This is a genomic window from Deltaproteobacteria bacterium HGW-Deltaproteobacteria-4 (genome assembly GCA_002841765.1).
Classification (GTDB): Bacteria; Desulfobacterota; Desulfuromonadia; order Desulfuromonadales; family UBA2197; genus UBA2197.
This window is the reverse complement of sequence record PHAV01000016.1, coordinates 24,366-45,524: the sequence shown is the minus strand read 5'-3', so window position 1 is coordinate 45,524 and position 21,159 is coordinate 24,366. Positions and strand designations below refer to the sequence as shown.

Genomic DNA, 21,159 nt, shown 5'->3' with positions numbered 1-21,159 from the left:
CGGGAGTTTGCTTTTTGATTAACCGCATCGTGGAGGAGTACGTATGGATTCTATTTATTCGTTGGTTGGATTTTTTCAGAGTGGCGGCGTGTTCATGTACCCCATTCTCCTCGTCTTTGCCGTGGGCGTGGCCATCGCGTTTGAACGCTGGGTTCAGCTGAGCCGCACCAGAAGCAAAAACCAGAAATTATGGGAGTCGCTGCAACCGGTGCTGGCCGGGGGTGAGTTCGACAATGCCCGGGAAATGGTTAACAAAGACGACTCCGCCCTCGGGCAGATGCTGAGTATGGGGCTGGCGTACCAGGGAGCCGTGCGCCGCCGGGAAGACATCGAAATCGCCATGGAGGAGAGCATGATGGAGATCATTCCGCAGTTGGAAAAGCGGACTCCCTATGTCGCTCTCTTCTCGAATATTGCCACCCTGCTCGGACTGCTCGGCACCATTATGGGGCTGATCGCGGCTTTTACCGCCGTCGCCAATGCCAATCCTGCCGAGAAGGCCGACCTGTTGTCAGCCAGTATTTCCGTGGCGATGAATACCACCGCCTTCGGCTTGATTGCCGCGATCCCGTTGCTGATTATCCATGCCATGCTGACGACGACCACAGCCCGGATCGTCGATAGTCTGGAGGTGGCCGCGGTGAAAGCGCTGAACATTATCTCCCATTCCGCCAAGCGAGTTGACCATGGCTAAGCGCCAGAGAAAACCCCACATCCCCCCGGAGCTGGATGTCACTACCTTTTTGAACCTGATGGTGGTGCTGATCCCCTTTCTTTTGATAAGCGCAGTCTTTTCGCGCGTCACCATCATGGAATTGAGTGTGCCGACCGGCGCGGGCGGAACGCCCGATAAGCCGAATTTCACCATCGAAGTGATCATCCGTGATTTAGGCCTGGAGATCGCTGATGGTTCAAATGTCATGGCGGCGATTCCGAAAATAGGCGATCAATACGATATGAAGAAGCTGTCCGAACTCCTCGTCCGCCTTAAAAACCAATATCCGGAGAAGGAGGATGCGACAGTTTTGATGGAACCGAAGATCGAATACGACTATCTGATTCAGATCATGGACGCAGTCCGTAGCACCGATATAGCAACCCCCGGAAGTGTTGCTACGCAGAGAGTAGAACTCTTCCCCAATATATCCATTGGAGATGCGCCATGATAAATAGCCGACGCATAAAACGGATGGGGCGCAACCGGAAAAAGATGCCGGGGTTGAATCTGACCTCGCTGATGGATGTCTTTACCATCCTGGTCTTTTTCCTCCTCTTCAACACCGGCGCCAGTGAAGTGGTGGAGGCGCCCAAACAGATCAAGCTGCCCGACTCGGTGGTCGAGGCCAAGCCGCGGGCGAACACGGTGGTGATCATGATCAGTCATGACCTTGTGCTTGTGCAGGGGGAGGCCGTGATCAGCACCGCCGAGCTGCTGAGCGCCAGGAGTGATTTGATCGCACCGATCACCGCGCGGCTGAAGTCTCTCGAACGCAGCATTATCGGGAGCAGCACTCTTGAGGTCGTGGAAAACCGGGAAGTCACTATTCTTGCGGACAAAACGATTCCCTTCAGCGTGCTGAAAAAAGTCATGTCCACCTGCACGGATTCCGGATACGGGAAGATTTCACTCGCCGTTATCCAGAAAGCGGCAAAGGTCTGATATGAGTGCCGCAAAGACATCTTTAGCAGATGAATTGGCTCCACTCCAGGCCCGGATCAAGCAGGAAGATGAAAAACTCCGGCGGCTAGAAGGTGATCTGCGCACCATCGTGGAAGAAATGGAACTGTTTTCAGCAGATAAACGCCGCTTCGACGCCCTGCGCGACGTCTGTACCGCCCTCGATACGCTCGGTGAATTGGGCGCCGGGCCGCTCTTCTGGGATGAACTGCTCGAAGGACCGTATGTCGCCGGGCATCTGCACCGGCTTCGGGAGCATATTGCCGGGTTTGAAGAGGAGATTCGCGGCACCCAGGAAAAGCACGCCGCTCTCAAGCTACAGATCAACAAACAACATCATGAACTGAATTTTCTGCACGAAGAGGTACGGCAGGCCTATGCCCGTGAGGAGCGCCGAAATGAAGAGTTCCTTGTGGAGCGGGAGGTTTCGCCCCTCCCTTTTCGCGAAATGGTTATGCCCTGGAACAACAAGGATGAAGGGGAAAAACGTTACCATCTGGCATTGCTGGTCGCTGTCCTGCTCTCGATCGGTTTTGGCGCACTGATTCCTCTGTGGAGACTGCCGGTACCGGACCGCACCGCCGTGGTTGAGATTCCGGAACGTCTGGCCATGCTGGTGAAAAAAGAGCAGGCCAAACCGGCGCCGCTACCGAAGGCCTCCAAAGAAGAAAAGAAGCCCGACCAAGATCAGAAAAAAGCACCACAGGATAAAGAGAAGAATGAGCGGCCCAAACCCGCCACAACGCCCGTCGAAACAGCAAGTGTGAGTAATAAAGCGGAGAGTACAGGGATTCTGGCCTTCAAGGAGACCTTTAGCGACCTGATGGACGTCACTCCCGTGCCGAAGCTCGGCGTTCAGTCCCGTCTGATCAGTCAATCCGGGGCGGCAGGTCAGGCCAGTCGTTCGCTGGTGGCCATGCAGTCAGCTGGCGGTTCCGGTGGTATTGGCAATTCTGCCGTCAGTCGCAATATCGGTAGTGGGACGGGTACTGGCAGTGGAACCGGCGGCGGCAGCGGTAGCGGCAGCGGCACGGGCAATCGTCTTGGCGGTGTGGGGGTTGCACGCGTCGAAAGTACCGTAGCGGGGCTGACGGAAGAGGCGCGCCCACTGAGCTCGGGAACCGGTCCGGCCCGCACCGATGAAGAGATTCAGATCGTTTTCGATAAATACAAGGCAACGCTTTACCGGATCTATAACGCCGAATTGCGCAAGAATCCGACCCTGCGCGGCAAGATGATCCTGCGCCTCACCATCGAACCGGGGGGCGAAGTCTCCGCCTGTACGGTGCCGTCGACCGATCTCGCTTCACCGGAGCTGGTCGCCCAGATTGTCGACCGCGTCAAAAAGTTCAACTTCGGACCGAAGGAGAAGGTCCCCACCACCACCATTTTGTACCCGATTGATTTCCTCCCCGCCGGCTAGGGACTGACCGGGGCAACAAGAACAACAAGACCTTAGGCAGCGATCAAGAAGTTAACGAGCCAATCACAATATTCAGGAGGTAAGACAATGATTGCATTTTTTCTCGATGGCGGGTTGTTTATGTGGCCAATTTTGTTGGTGTTCCTGGTCGGTATGGGGATTGCCGGTGAGCGCTGGTATCATTTGAGCCGCACCAAGATCAAAAGCCGTAACATGTGGAATCTGCTCCATCCGGTGCTGGTCCAGGGTGAGTTTGATCAGGCCCGGGACATGGTAGAAAAGGATAACTCCGCGCTTTCGCAAATGCTGAGCATGGGACTTGCGGTTCACGGGTCGGGCCGGCGGCGGCAAGACATCGAAATCGCCATGGAAGAGAGCATGATGGAGATCATTCCGGATCTGGAACAACGGACCCCTTATGTGGCGCTCTTCTCCAATATTGCCACCCTGCTCGGGCTGCTCGGTACGATCATGGGACTGATTGCGGCGTTCACCGCCGTCGCCAATGCCAACCCCGCCGAAAAGGCCGACCTGTTGTCCGCCAGTATCTCTGTCGCCATGAATACCACCGCCTTCGGTCTGATAGCCGCGATTCCGCTGCTGATCACCCACGCCATGCTGACGACCACCACCGCCCAGATCGTCGACAGCCTCGAAATGGCCTCAGTGAAGGCGCTGAATATCATCTCTAATTCTGCCAGGCGTGTTGACTTGTCCTGATCCCCGCACTCGGCTTGCGTCCCCCTCGATCCGGGGCACGGCGAGGACGCCTGGGCCAGGAACCGGCGCATTGAATTAGCGCCGATGTCGTAAAACTGCGCACGACAGCACCAGTAAATGAAAGGGCCGGGCTTTAAGCCTGGCCCTTTTCGTCATGGTTTAATATTGCGGTTTACCTGTCGTCTTTAGTTCTTCTTCCAAGTGTGCTGACTTTTTTCAGCTTCCCCCATTATCTTTCTGGCCTCGGTAACAACGGCCCGTACCTTTTTCGGGTTCATCCCCGCAATTCTCTCCAGGCCTTTTTCTTCGGCGCTGGCAACCTTGGCAATGTTGTCATAGCTGGATTCGACTAAACGCTGTGTGATAGGACTTCCCCGATCCCCTTGAGTTGTTGCAGCTCTTTCATCTGTTTCTTCATAGCTTTCTCTCTTTATTTGAATTAATTTTATCCTCCAGCACCATCTGCCAACTGGTTAAAAGTTAAAATAAAAAGAAAAAATATCAAGTTTATCGGTAAATTTGAGTTACCCGCTTGCGCTTGCAAAGGGGATATTTTCACGATGATCTTTAACATTACGGAGAATTAAATGGGTGAACAGATCTTTCTCGAACGCTTTCTGTGGTTCGACCAGCAGTTGCGGCAGAATCTCTATCCCAATGCCGCGCACCTCGCCGAACGCTTTGAGATTTCGGCTAAGACCGCGCAGCGTTCGATTGAATACTTTCGGGACCGGCTGCAGGCGCCGCTGGAATATGAGCCGCTGCACCGCGGTTACTACTATCGTGCTGATTTCGAACTGCCGGCGGCACGAATCTCGGCAGGGGAACTCGGGGCGCTCCTCATTTCGCGCCGGCTCCTTGCGGACGCTTCCGCCGGCCATCTCGAAGGAGAGCTCGCCAGTGTCGTCAACAAGCTCGGCGGCATCCTTTCCCGCCATCTCCCCGGTACGCTCGCGCCGGATGAAGCCTTCTCTTTTCGCTGGAACCAGTTTGTCCCGACCAAAAATGACGATTTTCAGCGGGTCTGTCAGGCGCTGCTCGGCGCGCGCACCCTAAGCTTCGACTATCAGTCGCCCACTCAGCTAAATCCCGCCCGGCGCAGCGTCGAACCCCATCATCTCGTCAATTATCTCGGTACCTGGCATCTTATCGCTTATTGCCGGCTGCGCCGCGACTGGCGTGACTTTGTCCTGCCGCGCATGGCGGCGCTGGTCGTTGAGAGCGAGACCTTCAGCTATCGTCCCCGCGCCGAGTGGGAGCCCCTGTTGACCGGCACCTTCGGGATTTTTCAGAATCGTGACAGCTTTTCAGTGACGCTGCGCTTCACGCCGGAGCGCAGTCGCTTGGTCAAAGGTCAGATCTGGCATCCCGATCAGGAGATTACCCATGACAAAGACGGCGCACTCCTCCTTACCCTGCCGGCGAGCCATCCGGCCGAGATCCTCATGAGCATTCTCGGGCATGGCGCCGAGGTTGAAGTGCTGGCGCCGATCTGGCTGCGGGAGCAGGTAGCTGGGGAGATCAAACGGATGGGGCAATGCTACTCAGGGCAGGGGGAGTGAATCAGCCGACGTTGTCGTATGCGCGTTCGCGCAGGGGGACGCCGAGTTCGGCGGCGACTTGGCGGCAGGCGGTAAGATCGAGATCGGGGAAGGCGACGACGCTGGCGATGACGTTCGGAATAATGCCGCGGGCAGCGCGAATAAAGGCTTTGACCCCTTCGTATCCGGCCTCGCCGAAGCTGGAGTGACAGAGATTTTGGTAGGTGGCGGCATCGGCGGCGTTGAGCGAGATGGAGAGGGTATCAACCAGGCCGGCCAATTCGGGTACGATATTGCGGCCATGCACCAGATTCGCCTGGCCATCGCTGTTGACCCGTACCTGCACGCCGCGTTTTTTCAGCCAGGCGGCAATCTCCTTGACCAGTTCAAGCCGCAGCAGCGGTTCGCCATAGCCGCAGAAGACAACTTCGTCGTAGCGGCTCGGATCGCCGATAGCGCGGCGCACCTCGGCGGCATCCGGTTCGTGACTGAGGAGGAGGTGATGCCCCTTGACCATGCCGCCGGAGAATTTCGGGCAGAAGGTGCAGGTATTGGTGCAGCGGTTGGTGATATTGAGATAAAGGCTATTGCGGATGGTGTAGGCGATCTGCGCCCCTGCCGGGGTGCCGATCTGAAAGAGATCATAGCTGTTGCGCCGCACCAGGCGGGCGATATCCTCGGTGCTGATGCCGCGCAGTTCGGCAATCACAGCGGCGGTGTAGCGGACAAAGGCCGGTTCGTTGCGTTTGCCCCGTTGCGGTACCGGACTCAAATAGGGGCAGTCGGTCTCGATGAGGAGGCGGTCGTCGGGGATCATCTTGACGATTTCGCGGGCGGCGTTATTGGCGGGATAGGTGATGGTGCCGGGGAAGGAGAGATAAAAACCCATCTCCAGACAGCGTTTGGCCATGGCGAGATCGCCGCTGAAGCAGTGGAGGACACCTCCGATCTCCTTTGCCCCCTCTTCCCGCAGGATGGTCTCGACTTCGTCGTGAGCGTCGCGGTCGTGGATGATCAGGGGCAGACTGACTTCGCGGGCGAGACGGATCTGGCGGCGAAAGGTTTCGCGCTGCACATCGCGGGGGGCGCGGTCGCGATAGAAATCGAGGCCGATCTCGCCGATCGCCACCACCTTGAGGTTCGATTTCGCCAGATGGCGCAACGTGGCGATCCCGGTGTCGCTTCCTTCTAAAGCATCGTGGGGGTGGATGCCGACGCTGGCGTAGATGTCCGGGTGTTCCTTCGCTAAAGCAATCGACGCCTGTGAAGAGGCGAGGTCGCAGCCGACCGTGAGAATCTGACTGATCCCACTCTGGCGGGCACGCTTGATGACCTCCGCACGATCACTATCGTACTGGCTGTTGTCGAGATGGGCGTGGGTGTCGACCAAAGCCGGGAGCAAGGGCATGACTTTTCCGGGGTCCATGTCAGCCTTATTCGATCTCAATGCGGGGGAAGAGCGGGGCCGCCTTTTCGATAAGCGTTCCCGGCTGCAGCCCGCCCCACTGATCGTTTGCTTCCAGGGTGCTGGCGGGATCACAACCGACAATCGTCAGGATTTTAGCTCCGGTCGTCGGCATGAAGGGGCCGACCATCAGGGCGATAAGGCGGATCGCTTCGATGAGGTTGTAGATAACCGTGGTGAGCCGTTCCTGTTGGGCCGGATCCTTGGCAAGGGTCCAGGGTGCGCAATCGTCGATGTATTTGTTCGAAGCGCTGACCAGTTCCCAGATCGTTTGCAGGGCTTTACTGAAGGCGAGGTCATCCATCTGCTCGTCGAGATTTTTGACGGCCGCCGGAAAACGGGCGACGTAGTCGTGATCAAATTCAGCGAGAGCCGCAGGGGCGGGGAGGGCAGCGCCAAAATATTTGTGGAGCATGGCGGTGGAACGACTGACCAGGTTGCCGAGATCGTTGGCGAGGTCGGAGTTGATGCGGGAGGTCAGGGCCGATTGTGAAAAGTCGCCATCAAGGCCGAAGGGGACTTCGCGCAGGAGGAAGTAGCGGATGGCATCGACGCCGAAGCGATCGACGAGCATATTCGGCTCGACGACGTTGAGCAGGCTCTTGCTCATCTTCTGCCCTTCGACTGTCCACCAGCCGTGGGCAAAGACCTTCTTCGGCAACGGCAGACCGGCAGCGAGGAGGAAGGTCGGCCAGTACACGCTGTGAAAGCGCAGGATGTCCTTGCCGATGACATGCACGTCCACCGGCCAGAACTTGCCGTAGTTCCCGCCTTGGTCGGGGTAGCCGAGGGCGGTGATGTAGTTGCTGAGCGCGTCGAACCAGACGTAGATGACGTGGGCGTCATCCTTGGGGACGGGAATTCCCCAGGAAAAGGTGGTGCGGGAGATGGAGAGATCGCGCAGCCCTTCCTTGACGAAATTGACGATTTCGTTGCGCCGCGAGCGGGGCTGGATAAAGTCGGGGTTGGCTTCGATGTGGTCGAGGAGCGCCTGCTGGTATTTGCTCATGCGGAAGAAGTAGGACGGCTCGGAAAGCTTTTGTGTCGGCCGGCCGCAATCCGGGCAGTTGCCGTCCAAAAGCTGGGTTTCGGTCCAGAACGATTCGCAGGGGGTGCAATACCAGTCAACATACTCGCCGAGGTAGATATCGTTTTTGGCCTGAATCGTTTCAAAGAGGGCACACACCCCCTTTTTGTGGCGTTCCTGCGAGGTGCGGATAAAGTCGGTGTGGCTGATATCGAGCTTGTCCCACAGAGCGGCAAAACGCATCATCACCCGATCCGCCAATTCCAGCGGGGTTTCGCCTTTGGCTTCGGCGGCCTTCTCCACCTTCTGCCCGTGTTCATCGGTGCCGGTCAGGAAGAAGACCTCATAGCCGCGCGAACGCTTGTAGCGGGCGAGAGCGTCGCAGGCAAGGGTGGTGTAGGCATGGCCGATGTGGGGAACGTCGTTGACATAGTAGATCGGGGTCGTGACGTAAAATCGTTTCGCCATGGTTATTCTCCTGATTCGTTGGTAGTGGGGCCGCCCGGTTTGCGTGGTGGACGCCGGCGATTACGCTGCCGCCGGCGCCGGACTTCCTGCTCCCCCGGCTTTTTCTCTGCGGCGGATTCCGTGACCTGTTTAATCGGTTGCGGCGGCTGGACCTGTATATTTACTTCCGTCGCCACCGGCGGCGCCGGTCGACTCTGTCTGGAGGGAGGCTGTTGCCGCCCTGATCCTTGCGGTCGGGCTGCAGGTTGGGACGGCTGTGCCTTCACCTCGGGGGGATGGCCGCCGGGGCGCTGGCGCTGCTGCCGGCCGTCACGACTCGGCCGTTCCGGGGCGCGCGCCGGAACGGCTTGACCCGACGAACGTTCCGGCCGTTCCGGCGGGGCACTCCCTGCCGCGGCCAACTTTTGCGGCATGATCCCCTTTTCGACTTCTTCCGGGGTCATTTCGATCCGCTGTTGCGGGCCGAAGTTGACGGTGACGGTTTGGCGGAGAATATGCTGGCTGATGACTTCCCCTTCCCGACCCTCGATCGTCACTTTGCGCCCGCATTTCGGCAGCGCCTTTTTCATGTCGCAATAGGTCTCATACTCATAAGCAAGGCAGCAGAGGAGTCGCCCGCACTGCCCGGAAATCTTATTCGGATTCAAGGCGAGTTCCTGCTCTTTGGCCATCTTCACCGAGACCGGGGCGAACTCGGTGAGATAGGAGGAACAGCAGAGTTCACGGCCGCAGATACCGATGCCGCCGATCAGTTTGGCTTCGTCCCGTACCCCGATCTGACGCATTTCGATGCGGGTGTGAAAATAGTGCGCGAGATCTTTGACCAGCTCCCGGAAGTCGATCCGCCCGTCGGCGGTGAAGTAGAAGATAATCTTCGAGCCGTCAAAGAGATATTCGGCGCGCACCAGTTTCATCGCCAACTTCCGTTCGGCGATGCGTTCCCGGCAAAAACGGAGAGAGAATTCTTCCTTGGCGTTGAAGTTGGCAGCCATCGCCAGGTCGTCAGCACCGGCCAGGCGTTGTACCCCCTTCAATCCTTCCGGAAGATCATGGTCGGCCACATTGCGCGGGAAAGTGACGACCGTACCGAGGGCGCGGCCGCGATCGGTCTCGACGACGACCCGGTCCCCTTTGGTGAGGGGGATGCTTCCGGCGGCAAAGTCATAATGGCGACCGGCGGGACGAAATTTGATTTTGACCAAACGGGTCGTTGCCGGCGCCGGTTCTTCCTCCTCGGTAAAGAAGGAAGGGGAGGCGTCGGGCACAGTCGTGTTTTTCTCGCTATCGGTATTCTCTTCAATATCTGGCATGTTGAGTTATTATCCGGGAATCGAGTCATTCACAGAAAAGAAGGAGCGTCTTTTCAATGTTGGCTCTGGGTTGCAGTCAAGCGCATCAACAGAACTTCAAAGACCAATTGGCCGTTGACATTGCGCTCCAGGTAAAAATAGGCGGCATTGATCGCTTCGATCTTGCGGAGCAGTGTTTGCGGGCTCTCCTGGGCGGCAATGCGCCGGACCTTCTCGATGAGGTCGCGATTGATCAGATCCTCTTCCGGCCAACCGTGCTGGCAGAGGAGAAGATCCCGATAAAAAGCGCGGAGGATGTCGAGGATTTCACTCAGCCGCTCCTTCTCTTCGGCAAGCTCCGCCGCCAGTTCGAAGAGGGGGAGATAACTGCCGTGACTGAGGGCCGTCACGGCTTTGAGAATGACTTTGCGTCGCTCCAGATAAAGGTCGCGATCCCGTCCCAGGGCTTTATGGAAAGAACCGTCGGAAAGGGTGGCGAGAATATGCGCGTGCGCTTCGTTCCCGGCGTCGGCCTCGGTCAACGCCCGCCGGATCGTTGCCGTCGGCAGGCGCGAAAAGGGGAGCCGTTGACAACGGGAGCGGATGGTCGGCAGCACCGCATCCGGCCGGGAGGTCAAAAGGATGAGGAGGGCGTGACCCGCCGGTTCCTCCAAAGTCTTTAAGAGGGCGTTCCCTGAGGAAGTATTCATCTTCTCGGCGGCCTCGATGACACAAATCTTGCGCTCTCCCTCGAGGGGCCGGAAAGAAAGTTCCTTTTGCAGTGCCCGGATCTGTTCGATCTTGATGGTATTACCGTCGGCTTCGACAATATGCAGATCCGGATGGTTCTGGTGATCGACCTTGCGGCAGGCCGGACACTCACCGCAACCGTTACGGGTGGCACAAAAAAGGGAGCGCGCCAAAGCGAGGGCGACGAGGCGTTTGCCGACCCCTTCCGGCCCTTCAAAGAGATAGGCATGCGCCAGGCGTCCCGAACTCTGCGCCCGTTTCAGGATCGTTTTTTGCCGCTCATGGCCGAGGATGCCGCTGTAGGTCATGACGCGCCGAGAAAGGCATCAACGCTGCGTGTCACCCGTTCGGTGACCTGCTCAGGGATTCCCGTCGCATCGATGATGGTAAAACGTTCTTCCTGGCTTGCCCCCTGCAGATAACCGTCCCGCACGCGCTGATGAAAAGCCAGGGATTCAGCTTCAAAGCGCCCTTCGTTCTCCATAGCAACGGCATTGCGGGCCAGGGCACGCCCTAAACCGATGGCGACGGGAAGATCGAAGAGCAGGGTCAGATCGGGAAGGAGTCCCGAGCTTGCCACCTGGTTCAGTTGTTTGATCAGAGTCAGATCAAGACCGCGGCCGAACCCTTGGTAGGCGATGGTGGCGTCGATATAGCGGTCACAGAGGACGATAGCGTCTTTAGCCAGAGCCGGGCGAATGACCTCTTCAACGTGCTGGGCGCGGGCGGCGGCGTAAAGCAGGAGTTCGGCCGTGGCGCAGAGTTGCTGGTTGGATGGGTCAAGAAGGATGCGGCGGATGGCGTCAGCAATTGGGCAGCCCCCCGGTTCGCGCGTGACAACAACCTCGCGTCCCTGGCCGCGGAGATGGGCGGCCAAGTGGAGAATCTGCGTCGACTTGCCGCTGCCTTCAATCCCTTCGCATGTGATTAATTTTGCCATTGTTCGCCCATATCCCGTAAATCGTCCTATTATAGGGAGCAAGTACACTTGAATCAAGGGAAAGATCAAGGAGCAAGAAGGTATAGGGACTTGACCGTGTGGTTGATACAAACATTTTTTGTCACGAAACTGGTATTTTGTGCTAAAAAAGGAACAGTCAAAAATGTTTCCCGAGGGTTTCACTTCTCGGGAGTTGTCTCTGAACCGTGAAGAAGGAGCTGAAAAAATGATGAAGATCATGACGATCGCGATTTGTAGTCTAGTGCTGTTGACCGCTTGTGCCGAGCCTCTGTCCAAGACCCAGAAGGGGGCATTATACGGGACGGCGGGGGGAGCAGCTGCCGGGGCGTTGATTGGTCAGGCTGCCGGCCGGGACACCAAGGGGACTCTGCTCGGGGCGGGGATAGGAGCGGCGGTCGGCGGCGGATCCGGGGCGGGAATCGGTTATTATATGGATAAGCAGGAAGCCAAAATGCGTGAAGCATTGAAGTCGGTCGAAGGGGTAAATGTTGAACGTGACGGAAACAATCTTAATATTTCGTTTCGCTCTGATAATCAGTTTAAAGTCGGTTCGTCACTGCTGCAAGGCGAGGCGCAAAACGATTTGAATCGCTTTGCTGACGTGGTCAAGGAATTTGATAAAACCAATGTCACGGTGATCGGTCACACTGATAGCGTCGGCTCGGAAAGTGCGAATCAGACGCTTTCTGAACAGCGGGCGGCAGCGGTTCGAAATCTGATGGTAGCGCGTGGGGTTGCGGCCGGCCGGGTGACCACTTTGGGTCTCGGAGAAGGAAAACCGGTAGCCGACAATAATACGGAGTATGGTCGTCAGTTGAACCGGCGGATCGAGATCGTGGTCGTCCCCAAAGGGTAGATGTGTTTTTCGGAACGGCTCCAAAAAAGTAAAAAGGTTACAGGCGGGCGCCTGTAACCTTTTTACTTTTTTGGAGCCGTTGGTCGGAATTGAACCGACGACCTGCTCATTACGAGTGAGCTGCTCTACCCCTGAGCCACAACGGCGAACTGTCTTTCAATATAAATATCGGGGAGGATTCCTCCCCTGTTGCCCTGAAAAGCTGGCAACGGGTCAATATGTTTACAGCAAAGATAAAATCGTGTCAATCATCCTCTTGTCGGGACGATTGATTTTGCCAAATAGGTGTTTACTCTCCTCTGCCTTTCTGTTAAATGCATAAAGGTTTAAAAGGGTGAGATCGTATGATAGCCGAAAATCGTGAAAAGTTGCAGACGTTGATCGGATATCATTTTTCCGATACAGCACGACTTGATGAAGCTCTGACGCATCGCTCCTATGCCAACGAACAGCGGACAAGATGTGCAGATAATGAGCGTCTGGAATTCCTTGGTGATGCAATTCTTGGGCTGGTCATTGCCGAAACCCTCTTTATCGGGGATATCCAGCGCCCGGAAGGTGAATTAAGTCGCTTGCGTTCTGAACTGGTCAATGCCGGCACTCTGGCGCAACTTGCGCGGCAGATCAATCTTGGCGCGGCTCTGAAGTTGGGACGAGGCGAAGTTAAAGCCGGAGGAAGCGATAAAGAGAATATTCTGGCCGACGCTTTTGAAGCTCTGCTTGGTGCGATCTATCTGGAAGGAGGAATCGCTGCCGTCCGTCCGGTGATTCTGCGCCTTTTTACTCAGGTAATGATTGAGAAGACGCTGCAGCAAGGCAACAGTGATTTTAAATCACAGTTGCAGGAGTATCTGCAATCGTTGCAACAAACGCCGCCAGAATATGTTTTAATTGAGACCGAGGGGCCGGAACATGAACGGACCTTCGTCGTCGAAGCTCGTACTCCCGGCCAAGTGCTGGGTGTTGGTCAAGGGCGGAGCAAAAAAGAAGCGGAACAGGCAGCGGCAGGGGCCGCCCTCAAAATGCTGCAAAGATGAGCCGGAGATCAATTTACCCGATCTTTCTCCCTCATGCCGGTTGTCCGCATCGTTGTATATTTTGTGCCCAGGTTTTGACCAGCGCCTGTGTCTGCCAGCCTGATCCCGCCGCGACCCTTGAGAGCTTACGGGTCTCGTTGCCGCAAAACGGGGATGGTGAGTTGGCATTTTACGGCGGGAGTTTTACTCTTTTAACGGAGATTGAACAGGAATGCTGGCTGGAACTCGGTGCCGGGTTGCTGGCTGCGGGGCGGATCGCGGCCCTGCGGATTTCAACCCGCCCGGATGCCGTCACACCGGCGATTGCCAAACGACTTGCCGCGGCCGGGGTGGCGACAGTCGAGTTGGGCTGTCAATCTTTTGATCCCGAGGTGCTGCGTCGGGCAGGACGCGGTCATGGCGCCGCTGCTGCTGCACAAGCTCTCCCCCTCCTGCGGGCGGAAGGAATCGCTGTCGGTCTCCATCTGATGCCCGGCCTCCCCGGTGCGGATGCCGGAGAGGCGCTGCATTCGCTACGGATGGCCCTGGCGTTGCAACCCGATTTTTTACGGATCCATCCGACTGTTGTCCTGCGCGGGACAGCCCTTGAAAATCTTTACGAATCCGGAGAGTACACGCCTCTTTCGTTGTCTGCAGCAGTGCAGCTGGGTGCGGCGATGCTCCGGCGCGCGCATGCTGCTCATGTTCCGGTCATCCGCTTTGGCCTGATGGCGAATGAGAACCTTGACAGCGGCGCTGCGGTTGTTGCCGGCCCTTATCATCCCGCCTTTGGCCAGTTGATTCGTTCGCGTCTCTGGTTTGAGCGGATTTCCCTTCTGGCGGAGCGGGGCGATCGCTTTTTTCGCCTCCATCCGGCTGATCTCGCGGATGTCTTTGGCCAGCACCGCAGTAATTTTAATGAATTAAATAATTGTTACGGCCCGTTAACCTATGAATGCTCGGAGACTCTTTCCCGCGAGACGATCGAGAGTGCCGGCGTATTCTATTCACTCTTTTCAGAAAAAGATTAAGGACAGCTTTCTATGCAGGCAGAAATAAAAGAAAAATTTCATTCCGGCGTGGTGGCGATCATCGGTCGACCGAACGTCGGCAAGTCGACGTTGCTTAACCGTATTCTTGGGCAAAAGATTGCGATTACTTCGCCCAAACCCCAGACGACGCGGAACCGTATTCTCGGTGTAGCTCATTTTGATCATGGGCAGATCCTTTTTCTTGATACCCCGGGGATCCATCAAGCCAAGGATCGCTTGAACCAGTTTATGGTCGAACAGGCGATGAGCTCTTGCGGTGAAGTCGATATGGTTCTGTACCTGATCGATGCCACGGATCATGCGCCGCACAACGCCACCGAAGAGAAGATCTTTACACATCTGCGCAACTGTGGCCGCCCTGTCTATCTGGTGATCAACAAGATCGATGCCCTCAGTCGTGAGCGCCTTTTGCCGATCATGCAATCTTATGCGACGAAGTATCCTTTTGCCTCCCTTGTCCCGATCTCGGCAGCGACGGGGGACGGCGTCGATCTTTTGGTAAAGATGCTGCAGGATGCTTTGCCGGAAGGTCCGCAATATTATAGTGAAGATACCGTCACCGACCTGCCTGAACGCTTTATCGTCGCTGAGATGGTGCGTGAACAGCTGTTGCGGCAGATGCGCGATGAAATTCCCTTTATGGTGGCGGTGGTCGTGGAGGAGTTTAGCGAAGAGCCAGAGCGCAATCTGGTGGTGATCAAGGCGGCGATTAATGTCGCCCGTGACAGCCACAAGGGGATCGTTATCGGCAAGCAGGGGGCGATGATCCGCGCCCTTGGCCAGTCAGCGCGGCGTGATATTGAAAAATTCCTCGGTTGCCGGGTTTATCTCGAACTCTTTGTCAAGGTACAAAAAGATTGGACAGCTTCGGAGCGTATGTTGCGCGAATTCGGCTACCACAGTTAATACTTATTAGCAAAAGACAGGTTTGATCATGCTCCCCATTGTCGCTATCGTCGGCCGCCCGAATGTCGGGAAATCGACCCTTTTTAATAAAATTCTCGGGCAACGCAAAGCGATTGTCGATGACTTCCCCGGTGTGACCCGTGACCGCAATTATGCGGTGGTCACCCGTTACGGCGCGCCCTTTACCATGATCGATACCGGCGGTTTTGAGCCGGTCAGTGAAGAGAGGCTCCTCGTACAGATGCGTGAACAATCGCAGTTGGCGGTCGAGGAAGCGGACCTGATCATCTTCCTCCTTGATGGCCGGCAGGGGTTGACTCCGGCGGACCGTGAAGTGGCCGGGATTCTGCGGCGTTCGAACAAAAAGATCCTCTTTGCGGTCAACAAGATCGACGGCAGTCGGCAGGAAGAGCAGATGGTGGACTTCTTTGCCCTGGCGGCAGAAGAACTTTATCCGGTCTCGGCGGAGCACGGCCATGGCGTGGGTGAACTCATCGATGTGGTCTTAAGCAAGCTGCCCCATTCCACGACGGCAGAAGACATCGAAGATATGACCTGTCTGGCGGTGATCGGCCGGCCGAATGTCGGCAAATCTTCATTGATCAACAAGTTGCTGGGGGAGGAGCGGATGGTGGCGAATCCGCTGGCCGGGACGACCCGCGACAGTATCGATACGCCCTTTACCTATAATAAAAAACGCTATCTCCTCGTCGACACGGCGGGAATTCGTCGCAAGGGGAAGGTCTCGGCGCACCTGGAAAAATTCAGTATCGTTCAGGCCCTCAAAGCGATGGATCGGGCCAGTCTTGTCCTTTTAGTGATCGATGCGCAGGAAGGGGTGACTGATCAGGATGTCACCGTCGCCGGTTATGCCTACGAGCGGGGCAAAGCGATACTTCTTGTCGTCAACAAGTGGGATTTGGTCGAAAAAGATAATGCGAGCATGGGCAAGTTTGTCGAGAAGCTCCGTCTCGCTTTCAAGTTCCTGCCGCAAGTGCCGATCGTCTTTGTTTCGGCGGTGACCGGGCAGCGGGTGACAAAGATCATGAAGGAGGTGGAGGTCGTCGCCGAGCAGTACAGTCGCCGCGCGTCCACTCCGGAGCTCAATCGTATGCTCGAAGATGCTATTCGTCTGCATCAGCCGCCTATCGTGCGCGGCCGACGGATGAAGCTTTTTTATATGACCCAGACCGGGACCTGTCCGCCGCATTTTGTGATCTTCGCCAACTCGGCCGAGGAAGTACATTTTTCCTACGAGCGTTACCTGCTGAATCAAATTCGAGAAACCTTTAACTTTGGCGGTGTGCCATTGCGACTGAGTTTCCGCGCCCGGCAATAGGCCGGGGAAAATGCTTTACTTAGCTTCCTGCGTAGGCTATATTTTATTTTCTTTTTAATAATAAGTCGTTACGCAACATCAACGTCAACCTCTTTCTTGCTGCCGTAACCGAGTCCGGTCCTCTATGAGCCTTGTTGGAAATCTTGAAGATCTAGGCCTCGGCGATATCCTGCAAATTGTCAGTCTCAGCAGAAAGTCGGGGGAACTCCTTCTGCGCGGTCCAAATCGCGAGGGGAGAATTATATTCAAAAATGGACAGGTCAACCGGGCGGTCTCCACCGATTTTCGGGAAAATATCGGGGACCTCCTGGTGCGCCGCGGGATTGTCGATATTGACGTCATCAAGCAGGCCGCGGAGTTGCAGCGTACTGTCTACCCTGATCAGCGTCTCGGCACCATTATCACTGAAAAACACGGCGTACCCAAGGAGACTATCGATACCCTCGTCAAGGAACAGATCGAAAAAATTGTTTATAGTTTTTTTACCTGGAATGAGGGGACGTTTGTTTTCGATCTTGGCGATAGCAATGAAGAAGCCGCCACAAGTTTCGACCCACTACAATTTATGCTCGATCAGGGGATCAACCCCCAGTGGTTGGCGATGGAGGGGAGTCGGATCCTTGACGAACGGCGGCACCGTGGCGAATCCCTCGATATTGTCGGAGATGAGCCGCTCCTTGATGTTGCCAGTATCTTTGCCCCTGTCGCGGCTTCACCCCCCGCCAAGGAATCTTTCCCTCTCAACCCCTTCGCCGACACCAAGAATTCTTTAGGCGCAGATCAGTCGGGGACCTTTAATCTCGGTGCTGAACTGCGTCTGGAACTTGGTGAAGATAGCCCTGCACAGCGCGGTGATAAAGGCCCGGAAACGCCGGGATTGCATCTGCTGCGCGGTATGTTGCAAGAGCTGAATAATCCGGCTTTAGGGGGCGGGATTATTCTGCTGGTGTTGCGTTTTGCCAGTGAATTGATGAATCGTGCCGTGATATTTTTGGTGAAAGAATACGAAATTGTCGGGCTCGGTCAATTCGGAATGGAAGCGCTTGGAGGAATTTCTGCTGATGAGCGAGTGCGGCGGATGCGCGTTCCCCGCAATGCCGGCTCGGTTTTTGAGCAGGTACTCCAATCCTGGACCCCCCTTAAGACGGTTACCGGTACGGGGGAATGGGATCGTTATCTGGTCGAAGAACTTGGTAGTGGCGTGGCGACTGAGATTTTTGTCGGGCCGATTATCAGCGAGGGGAAGGTGGTCGCTATTCTTTACGGAGATAATGCCCCGCAAAAAAAAGTCATCGGCGATACGGAATCTTTGGAAATCTTTTTGTCGCAGGCAGGGTTGGCGATGGAAAAGGCCTTGCTCGAACGCCGTTTGCGCAGCAAGGAAATGTTGGTCTAAGTAAGGAGGATACCTGGCGTGCAGAAGAAAATTCTGGTAGCAGAAGATTCTCCCACGATGCGCTACCTGATCGCTTCGACGATCGCAGCGCTCGGAGACTTTACAGTCATTGAAGCCGGAAACGGTTTCGAAGCGTTAAGGATATTACCCCACGAAAAGGTAGATTTGGTGATTACGGACATTAATATGCCCGACATCAACGGCCTTGAGTTGGTAAGTTTTATCCGTCAGAGCCCGAATTATCGAACGACCCCACTCTTCATTATCAGCACCGAAGGTAGTGCTCGCGATCGGGAAAAAGGAATGACTCTTGGTGCCAACGCCTATCTGGTCAAACCCTTCGCCCCGGAAGAACTTCAGTCCCTGATCCGTCAATATCTTGGAGAATAGAGACCTTGAGCGATTCGAATTCTTCCCGCGCCATCAAGGATTTTCTCGCCGAATCAGAAGAAATTCTTGAACAGCTTAATCTTGACCTGGTGACCCTTGGTGATGCCATCGAGAATGGAGGAGAAGTTGACCCGGGACTCCTCAATACCATCTTTCGCGGTGCACATTCCTTCAAAGGGATCTCCGGAATGTTCGGTTTTGACGATCTGTGTGAGTTGTGCCATCACATGGAAAATCTGCTCGACAGTTTACGCCTGGGGAAAGTGCCGCTTTCGGAAAATTTGGTCGAGATCCTCTTCTCCTTGCTGGAGGTGTTGACCCGTCTGGTCCACGGCAAGGCCGAATCCGAAGATTTCACCCTCGATATTAATCCTTTCATCCAGCGCATCGATGCCCTCCTCCGTGGTGATGAACCGTCTGCGCCGCTGATTCCTGCAGAAGGGATCGATCCTGCTATTCTTCGGGTGCTGACGGAGTACGAAGAGCACCGTCTTAACGAAAGCATCAAGAACGGCAAGAATATCCTGCGGGTTGCAGTCAATTTCAGCCTGATGAGCTTTGATGTGGAGCTTGCGGCGCTGACCGACCACCTCAAACAGTACGGAGAGGTACTCAGTACTTTGCCCTCGGCTGGAGACATTCCCGGACATATCGGTTTTCAGCTCCTTTTTGGTACGCGCAGTACGGGCGAAGAGCTTGCCGGGGTTTTGCAATCCGAAGACATAAAGATCGTCTGTCTTTACTCTGCGGCCGAAGTTGTCGCTCCTTTGGGGCTCCCGGCTAAATCACACCCCTCACGGCCTGTCGAAGTTGAGATCGTGAACAAAGAAGGGGAAAACAACGAGGAAGAGCGAGCCGCTTCCTTGCGTTCCTTAAGTCGTACCGTGCGGGTTGACATCGATAAACTCGATAATTTGATGAATATAGTCGGTGAACTGGTCCTGTCCAAAAGTGCAATTACCACCATCGCTGTGCAATTAAAGCAGCAGGTGCCGAATGATTTAACCGCGGAGTTGCAAAAAGCGACGCGGGGCTTGGAGCGCCGTCTCGAAGAGCTGCAACAAGGGGTCATGGACGTACGGATGGTGCCGATTTCGCAGATTTTTGACAAGATGGTGCGGATCATCCGGCGTGCTTCCAACGAACAAGGTAAGAAAATTACTCTTGATGTCCGTGGTGCGGAGACGGAGTTGGACAAATTGATCGTGGAAGATCTTTCCGATCCGCTCATGCATATTATTCGTAATGCCGTTGATCACGGCATTGAAACGCCGGAAGAACGTGTCGTTACGGGAAAATCCGAAAAAGGGACAATTACGCTGTGGGCGGCGCAAAAAGGGAATCATGTCGTCCTGGAAATCGGTGATGATGGTCGCGGTATCGATAGCAGTCGAGTGCGGCAGAAGGCGATCGAACGCGGGTTGATCTCTCCTGAAGCAGAGTTGAGTCAGGAAGATATTTACAATCTGGTCTTTCTTCCCGGTTTTTCAACACGGGATGAAGTGACCGATCTCTCGGGCCGCGGGGTCGGCATGGATGTCGTCAAGAATAACATTGCTGCTCTCTCCGGAGCGATTGAGATCGACAGCGAGTTCGGTCGCGGCACTTTGATGACGATCACCCTGCCGATTACCCTGGCCATTATCAAGGCATTGATTGTGCGGGTCAGCGGCCGAAGTTACGCCATTCCCATCAATTCGGTGCTGGAAACGTTGATGATCGATGCGTCGGCGATCCGGACCATCGAGCGCCGCGAGGTGATGGAATTACGGCAGAAAACGTTGCCTCTGTTGCGTCTAACGGAAGTCTTTGCCCTCCCCGCTGCGGAGAAGCAAGGGAGTGCCCGCTCCTTCGTTGTCGTCACCGGCATGGCTGAAAAAAGGATCGGTATCATGGTCGATGAGTTGATTGGCCAGCAGGATGTCGTCATTAAGTCTCTGGGGAAGGCACTTTCTTTTGTGCGGGGGATTGCCGGCGCCGCCGATCTTGGCAATCAGAAAACGATTCTGGTTCTTGATGTCGGCGGCTTGATGAATGAAGCGTTGCGGGGAGAACTGGCGCGGCATGTATGAGGCTTTTTACGGCTTGCAGGACCGGCCCTTCAGTAAGACTCCTGATCCGCGTTTTCTTTTTTTAAGTGGGACGCATCGGGAAGCATTGGCGCGTTTGATCCATGCCGTTGAAGAGCGGGACCTGATCCTTCTGACCGGGGATATCGGTTGCGGTAAGACCACCCTTTCCCGCGCCTTAATGGATGAACTCGGCGACGATTACAAGGTTCTTCTTCTGGTCAATCCGCGCTTAACGCCCATCGAATTTTTGCGAACCTTGGCGCTTCGCCTTGATATAGTCGAGCCGTCGCGATTCAAGACCGATCTTTTGGAAGAAATTGGCGGGGCGCTTTATGCTGCTTATGAAAAAGGAATCTGTCCGGTCCTGGTGATTGATGAAGCTCAACTCGTCCCTTACAAAGAAACTTTTGACGAAATTCGCCTCCTCACCAATTTCCAGCTGGATGACCGCAATCTTCTCAGTGTTGTTCTTATGGGCCAACCGGAGTTACGACGACGCCTTGCGCATCACGCCTATGAACCCTTGCGGCAACGGATTGGCATGCAATACGCTCTAAAACCGTTATCGCTGGTCGAGACCGGTGAATATCTCGATTTTCGTTTGGCGGTGGCGGGTGGGGCGCCGGGACTTTTTTTACCGGAAGCGGTGGAACTTCTTTACCGGTTTTCCTCCGGTGTGCCCCGACGCATCAATCACATTGCCTCCCTGGCGTTGCTTGAGGGTTTTGGTCGTGAAGCCCGACACATTGGCCCGAAGATTCTCGACGCAATCCTCAGTGAACTTAACCTTGTCGCTAAGAGCGGATGATC

The 21,159-nt window shown here is 55.6% G+C and carries 20 protein-coding genes and 1 tRNA gene; 15 read left to right on the top strand and 6 right to left on the bottom strand.

The genetic code is table 11. The features are described 5' to 3' along the window. Positions 1-52: 52 nt before the first annotated feature. The 6 genes from CVU69_11035 (at position 53) to CVU69_11010 (ending at position 5,383) form a co-directional block, all read left to right on the top strand. Complete coding sequence (locus tag CVU69_11035; protein PKN11757.1) at positions 53-694, top strand: flagellar motor protein MotA; 642 nt, start codon at positions 53-55, stop codon at positions 692-694. After that, complete coding sequence (locus tag CVU69_11030; GenBank protein PKN11683.1) at positions 687-1,166, top strand: biopolymer transporter ExbD; 480 nt, start codon at positions 687-689, stop codon at positions 1,164-1,166. The genes CVU69_11035 and CVU69_11030 overlap by 8 nt, the downstream gene beginning before the upstream one ends. Continuing rightward, complete coding sequence (locus CVU69_11025) at positions 1,163-1,660, top strand: biopolymer transporter ExbD (GenBank protein PKN11682.1); 498 nt, start codon at positions 1,163-1,165, stop codon at positions 1,658-1,660. The genes CVU69_11030 and CVU69_11025 overlap by 4 nt, the downstream gene beginning before the upstream one ends. 1 nt (position 1,661) lies before the next feature. Further along, a complete protein-coding gene (locus CVU69_11020) occupies positions 1,662-3,101 on the top strand; it encodes a hypothetical protein (GenBank protein PKN11681.1) in 1,440 nt (479 codons plus the stop codon). A gap of 87 nt (positions 3,102-3,188) precedes the next feature. After that, positions 3,189-3,821, top strand: coding sequence for a flagellar motor protein MotA (locus tag CVU69_11015; protein PKN11680.1), 633 nt, complete (start codon positions 3,189-3,191; stop codon positions 3,819-3,821). Between the two features lie 587 nt (positions 3,822-4,408). Beyond that, complete coding sequence (locus tag CVU69_11010) at positions 4,409-5,383, top strand: transcriptional regulator (GenBank protein PKN11679.1); 975 nt, start codon at positions 4,409-4,411, stop codon at positions 5,381-5,383. A 1-nt stretch (position 5,384) separates the two neighbouring features. Here the strand turns inward: CVU69_11010 and CVU69_11005 are convergent, their stop codons facing one another. The 5 genes from CVU69_11005 to CVU69_10985 are packed head-to-tail and all read right to left on the bottom strand — an operon-like array spanning position 5,385 to position 11,301. After that, a complete protein-coding gene (locus CVU69_11005) occupies positions 5,385-6,770 on the bottom strand; it encodes a radical SAM protein (protein PKN11678.1) in 1,386 nt (461 codons plus the stop codon). A 25-nt stretch (positions 6,771-6,795) separates the two neighbouring features. Beyond that, positions 6,796-8,322: a methionine--tRNA ligase gene (locus tag CVU69_11000; GenBank protein ID PKN11677.1), complete on the bottom strand. Its 1,527-nt coding sequence runs from the start codon at positions 8,320-8,322 to the stop codon at positions 6,796-6,798. Positions 8,323-8,324: 2 nt separating this feature from the next. Then, the gene (locus CVU69_10995; protein PKN11676.1) at positions 8,325-9,632 is read right to left on the bottom strand and encodes a hypothetical protein; all 1,308 of its coding nucleotides are present in this window, start codon (positions 9,630-9,632) and stop codon (positions 8,325-8,327) included. A 53-nt stretch (positions 9,633-9,685) separates the two neighbouring features. Further along, entirely contained in the window at positions 9,686-10,669 is a 984-nt protein-coding gene (gene holB / locus CVU69_10990; GenBank protein PKN11675.1) for a DNA polymerase III subunit delta', read from the bottom strand. Beyond that, positions 10,666-11,301, bottom strand: coding sequence for a dTMP kinase (locus CVU69_10985; protein PKN11674.1), 636 nt, complete (start codon positions 11,299-11,301; stop codon positions 10,666-10,668). Before CVU69_10985 ends, holB begins: the two co-directional genes overlap by 4 nt. 235 nt (positions 11,302-11,536) lie before the next feature. Here CVU69_10985 and CVU69_10980 point away from each other — a divergent pair, with 235 nt between their 5' ends. Further along, positions 11,537-12,178 (top strand): hypothetical protein, encoded by a 642-nt coding sequence (locus CVU69_10980; protein ID PKN11756.1) that lies wholly within the window; start codon positions 11,537-11,539, stop codon positions 12,176-12,178. Between the two features lie 71 nt (positions 12,179-12,249). On the opposite strand, the gene CVU69_10975 is transcribed toward CVU69_10980, so the two are convergent. After that, positions 12,250-12,324: transfer RNA gene (locus tag CVU69_10975), tRNA-Thr, on the bottom strand. 198 nt (positions 12,325-12,522) lie between these two features. On the opposite strand from CVU69_10975, the gene rnc reads away from it, so the two are divergent. From rnc to CVU69_10935, 8 genes are all read left to right on the top strand, one after another. Further along, a complete protein-coding gene (gene rnc / locus CVU69_10970) occupies positions 12,523-13,215 on the top strand; it encodes a ribonuclease III (protein PKN11673.1) in 693 nt (230 codons plus the stop codon). Continuing rightward, a complete protein-coding gene (locus tag CVU69_10965; protein ID PKN11672.1) occupies positions 13,212-14,225 on the top strand; it encodes a radical SAM protein in 1,014 nt (337 codons plus the stop codon). Before rnc ends, CVU69_10965 begins: the two co-directional genes overlap by 4 nt. 12 nt (positions 14,226-14,237) lie before the next feature. Further along, on the top strand, positions 14,238-15,152 hold the full coding sequence (locus CVU69_10960; GenBank protein PKN11671.1) for a GTPase Era: 915 nt from the start codon (positions 14,238-14,240) through the stop codon (positions 15,150-15,152). A 28-nt stretch (positions 15,153-15,180) separates the two neighbouring features. Continuing rightward, positions 15,181-16,491, top strand: coding sequence for a ribosome biogenesis GTPase Der (locus CVU69_10955; GenBank protein PKN11670.1), 1,311 nt, complete (start codon positions 15,181-15,183; stop codon positions 16,489-16,491). 124 nt (positions 16,492-16,615) lie between these two features. After that, positions 16,616-17,887, top strand: a complete 1,272-nt coding sequence (locus CVU69_10950; GenBank protein ID PKN11669.1) for a diguanylate cyclase — start codon at positions 16,616-16,618, stop codon at positions 17,885-17,887. Positions 17,888-17,905: 18 nt separating this feature from the next. Further along, complete coding sequence (locus CVU69_10945) at positions 17,906-18,277, top strand: response regulator (protein PKN11668.1); 372 nt, start codon at positions 17,906-17,908, stop codon at positions 18,275-18,277. 5 nt (positions 18,278-18,282) lie between these two features. Beyond that, positions 18,283-20,349: a chemotaxis protein CheA gene (locus CVU69_10940; protein ID PKN11667.1), complete on the top strand. Its 2,067-nt coding sequence runs from the start codon at positions 18,283-18,285 to the stop codon at positions 20,347-20,349. Further along, a complete protein-coding gene (locus CVU69_10935; protein ID PKN11666.1) occupies positions 20,342-21,157 on the top strand; it encodes an ATPase in 816 nt (271 codons plus the stop codon). Before CVU69_10940 ends, CVU69_10935 begins: the two co-directional genes overlap by 8 nt. Positions 21,158-21,159 lie beyond the last annotated feature (2 nt).

Excerpts from the sequence above, each read along its gene's own strand:
- CVU69_11005 (PKN11678.1), bottom strand. The coding sequence starts at position 6,770 with ATGCCCTTGCTCCCGGCTTTGGTCGACACCCACGCCCATCTCGACAAC.
- CVU69_11025 (PKN11682.1), top strand. The coding sequence starts at position 1,163 with ATGATAAATAGCCGACGCATAAAACGGATGGGGCGCAACCGGAAAAAG.
- CVU69_10985 (PKN11674.1), bottom strand. The coding sequence starts at position 11,301 with ATGGCAAAATTAATCACATGCGAAGGGATTGAAGGCAGCGGCAAGTCG.
- CVU69_10965 (PKN11672.1), top strand. The coding sequence starts at position 13,212 with ATGAGCCGGAGATCAATTTACCCGATCTTTCTCCCTCATGCCGGTTGT.
- rnc (PKN11673.1), top strand. The coding sequence starts at position 12,523 with ATGATAGCCGAAAATCGTGAAAAGTTGCAGACGTTGATCGGATATCAT.
- CVU69_11030 (PKN11683.1), top strand. The coding sequence starts at position 687 with ATGGCTAAGCGCCAGAGAAAACCCCACATCCCCCCGGAGCTGGATGTC.
- holB (PKN11675.1), bottom strand. The coding sequence starts at position 10,669 with ATGACCTACAGCGGCATCCTCGGCCATGAGCGGCAAAAAACGATCCTG.
- CVU69_10960 (PKN11671.1), top strand. The coding sequence starts at position 14,238 with ATGCAGGCAGAAATAAAAGAAAAATTTCATTCCGGCGTGGTGGCGATC.
- CVU69_10950 (PKN11669.1), top strand. The coding sequence starts at position 16,616 with ATGAGCCTTGTTGGAAATCTTGAAGATCTAGGCCTCGGCGATATCCTG.
- CVU69_10955 (PKN11670.1), top strand. The coding sequence starts at position 15,181 with ATGCTCCCCATTGTCGCTATCGTCGGCCGCCCGAATGTCGGGAAATCG.
- CVU69_11020 (PKN11681.1), top strand. The coding sequence starts at position 1,662 with ATGAGTGCCGCAAAGACATCTTTAGCAGATGAATTGGCTCCACTCCAG.
- CVU69_11010 (PKN11679.1), top strand. The coding sequence starts at position 4,409 with ATGGGTGAACAGATCTTTCTCGAACGCTTTCTGTGGTTCGACCAGCAG.
- CVU69_10935 (PKN11666.1), top strand. The coding sequence starts at position 20,342 with ATGTATGAGGCTTTTTACGGCTTGCAGGACCGGCCCTTCAGTAAGACT.
- CVU69_11015 (PKN11680.1), top strand. The coding sequence starts at position 3,189 with ATGATTGCATTTTTTCTCGATGGCGGGTTGTTTATGTGGCCAATTTTG.
- CVU69_11000 (PKN11677.1), bottom strand. The coding sequence starts at position 8,322 with ATGGCGAAACGATTTTACGTCACGACCCCGATCTACTATGTCAACGAC.
- CVU69_10995 (PKN11676.1), bottom strand. The coding sequence starts at position 9,632 with ATGCCAGATATTGAAGAGAATACCGATAGCGAGAAAAACACGACTGTG.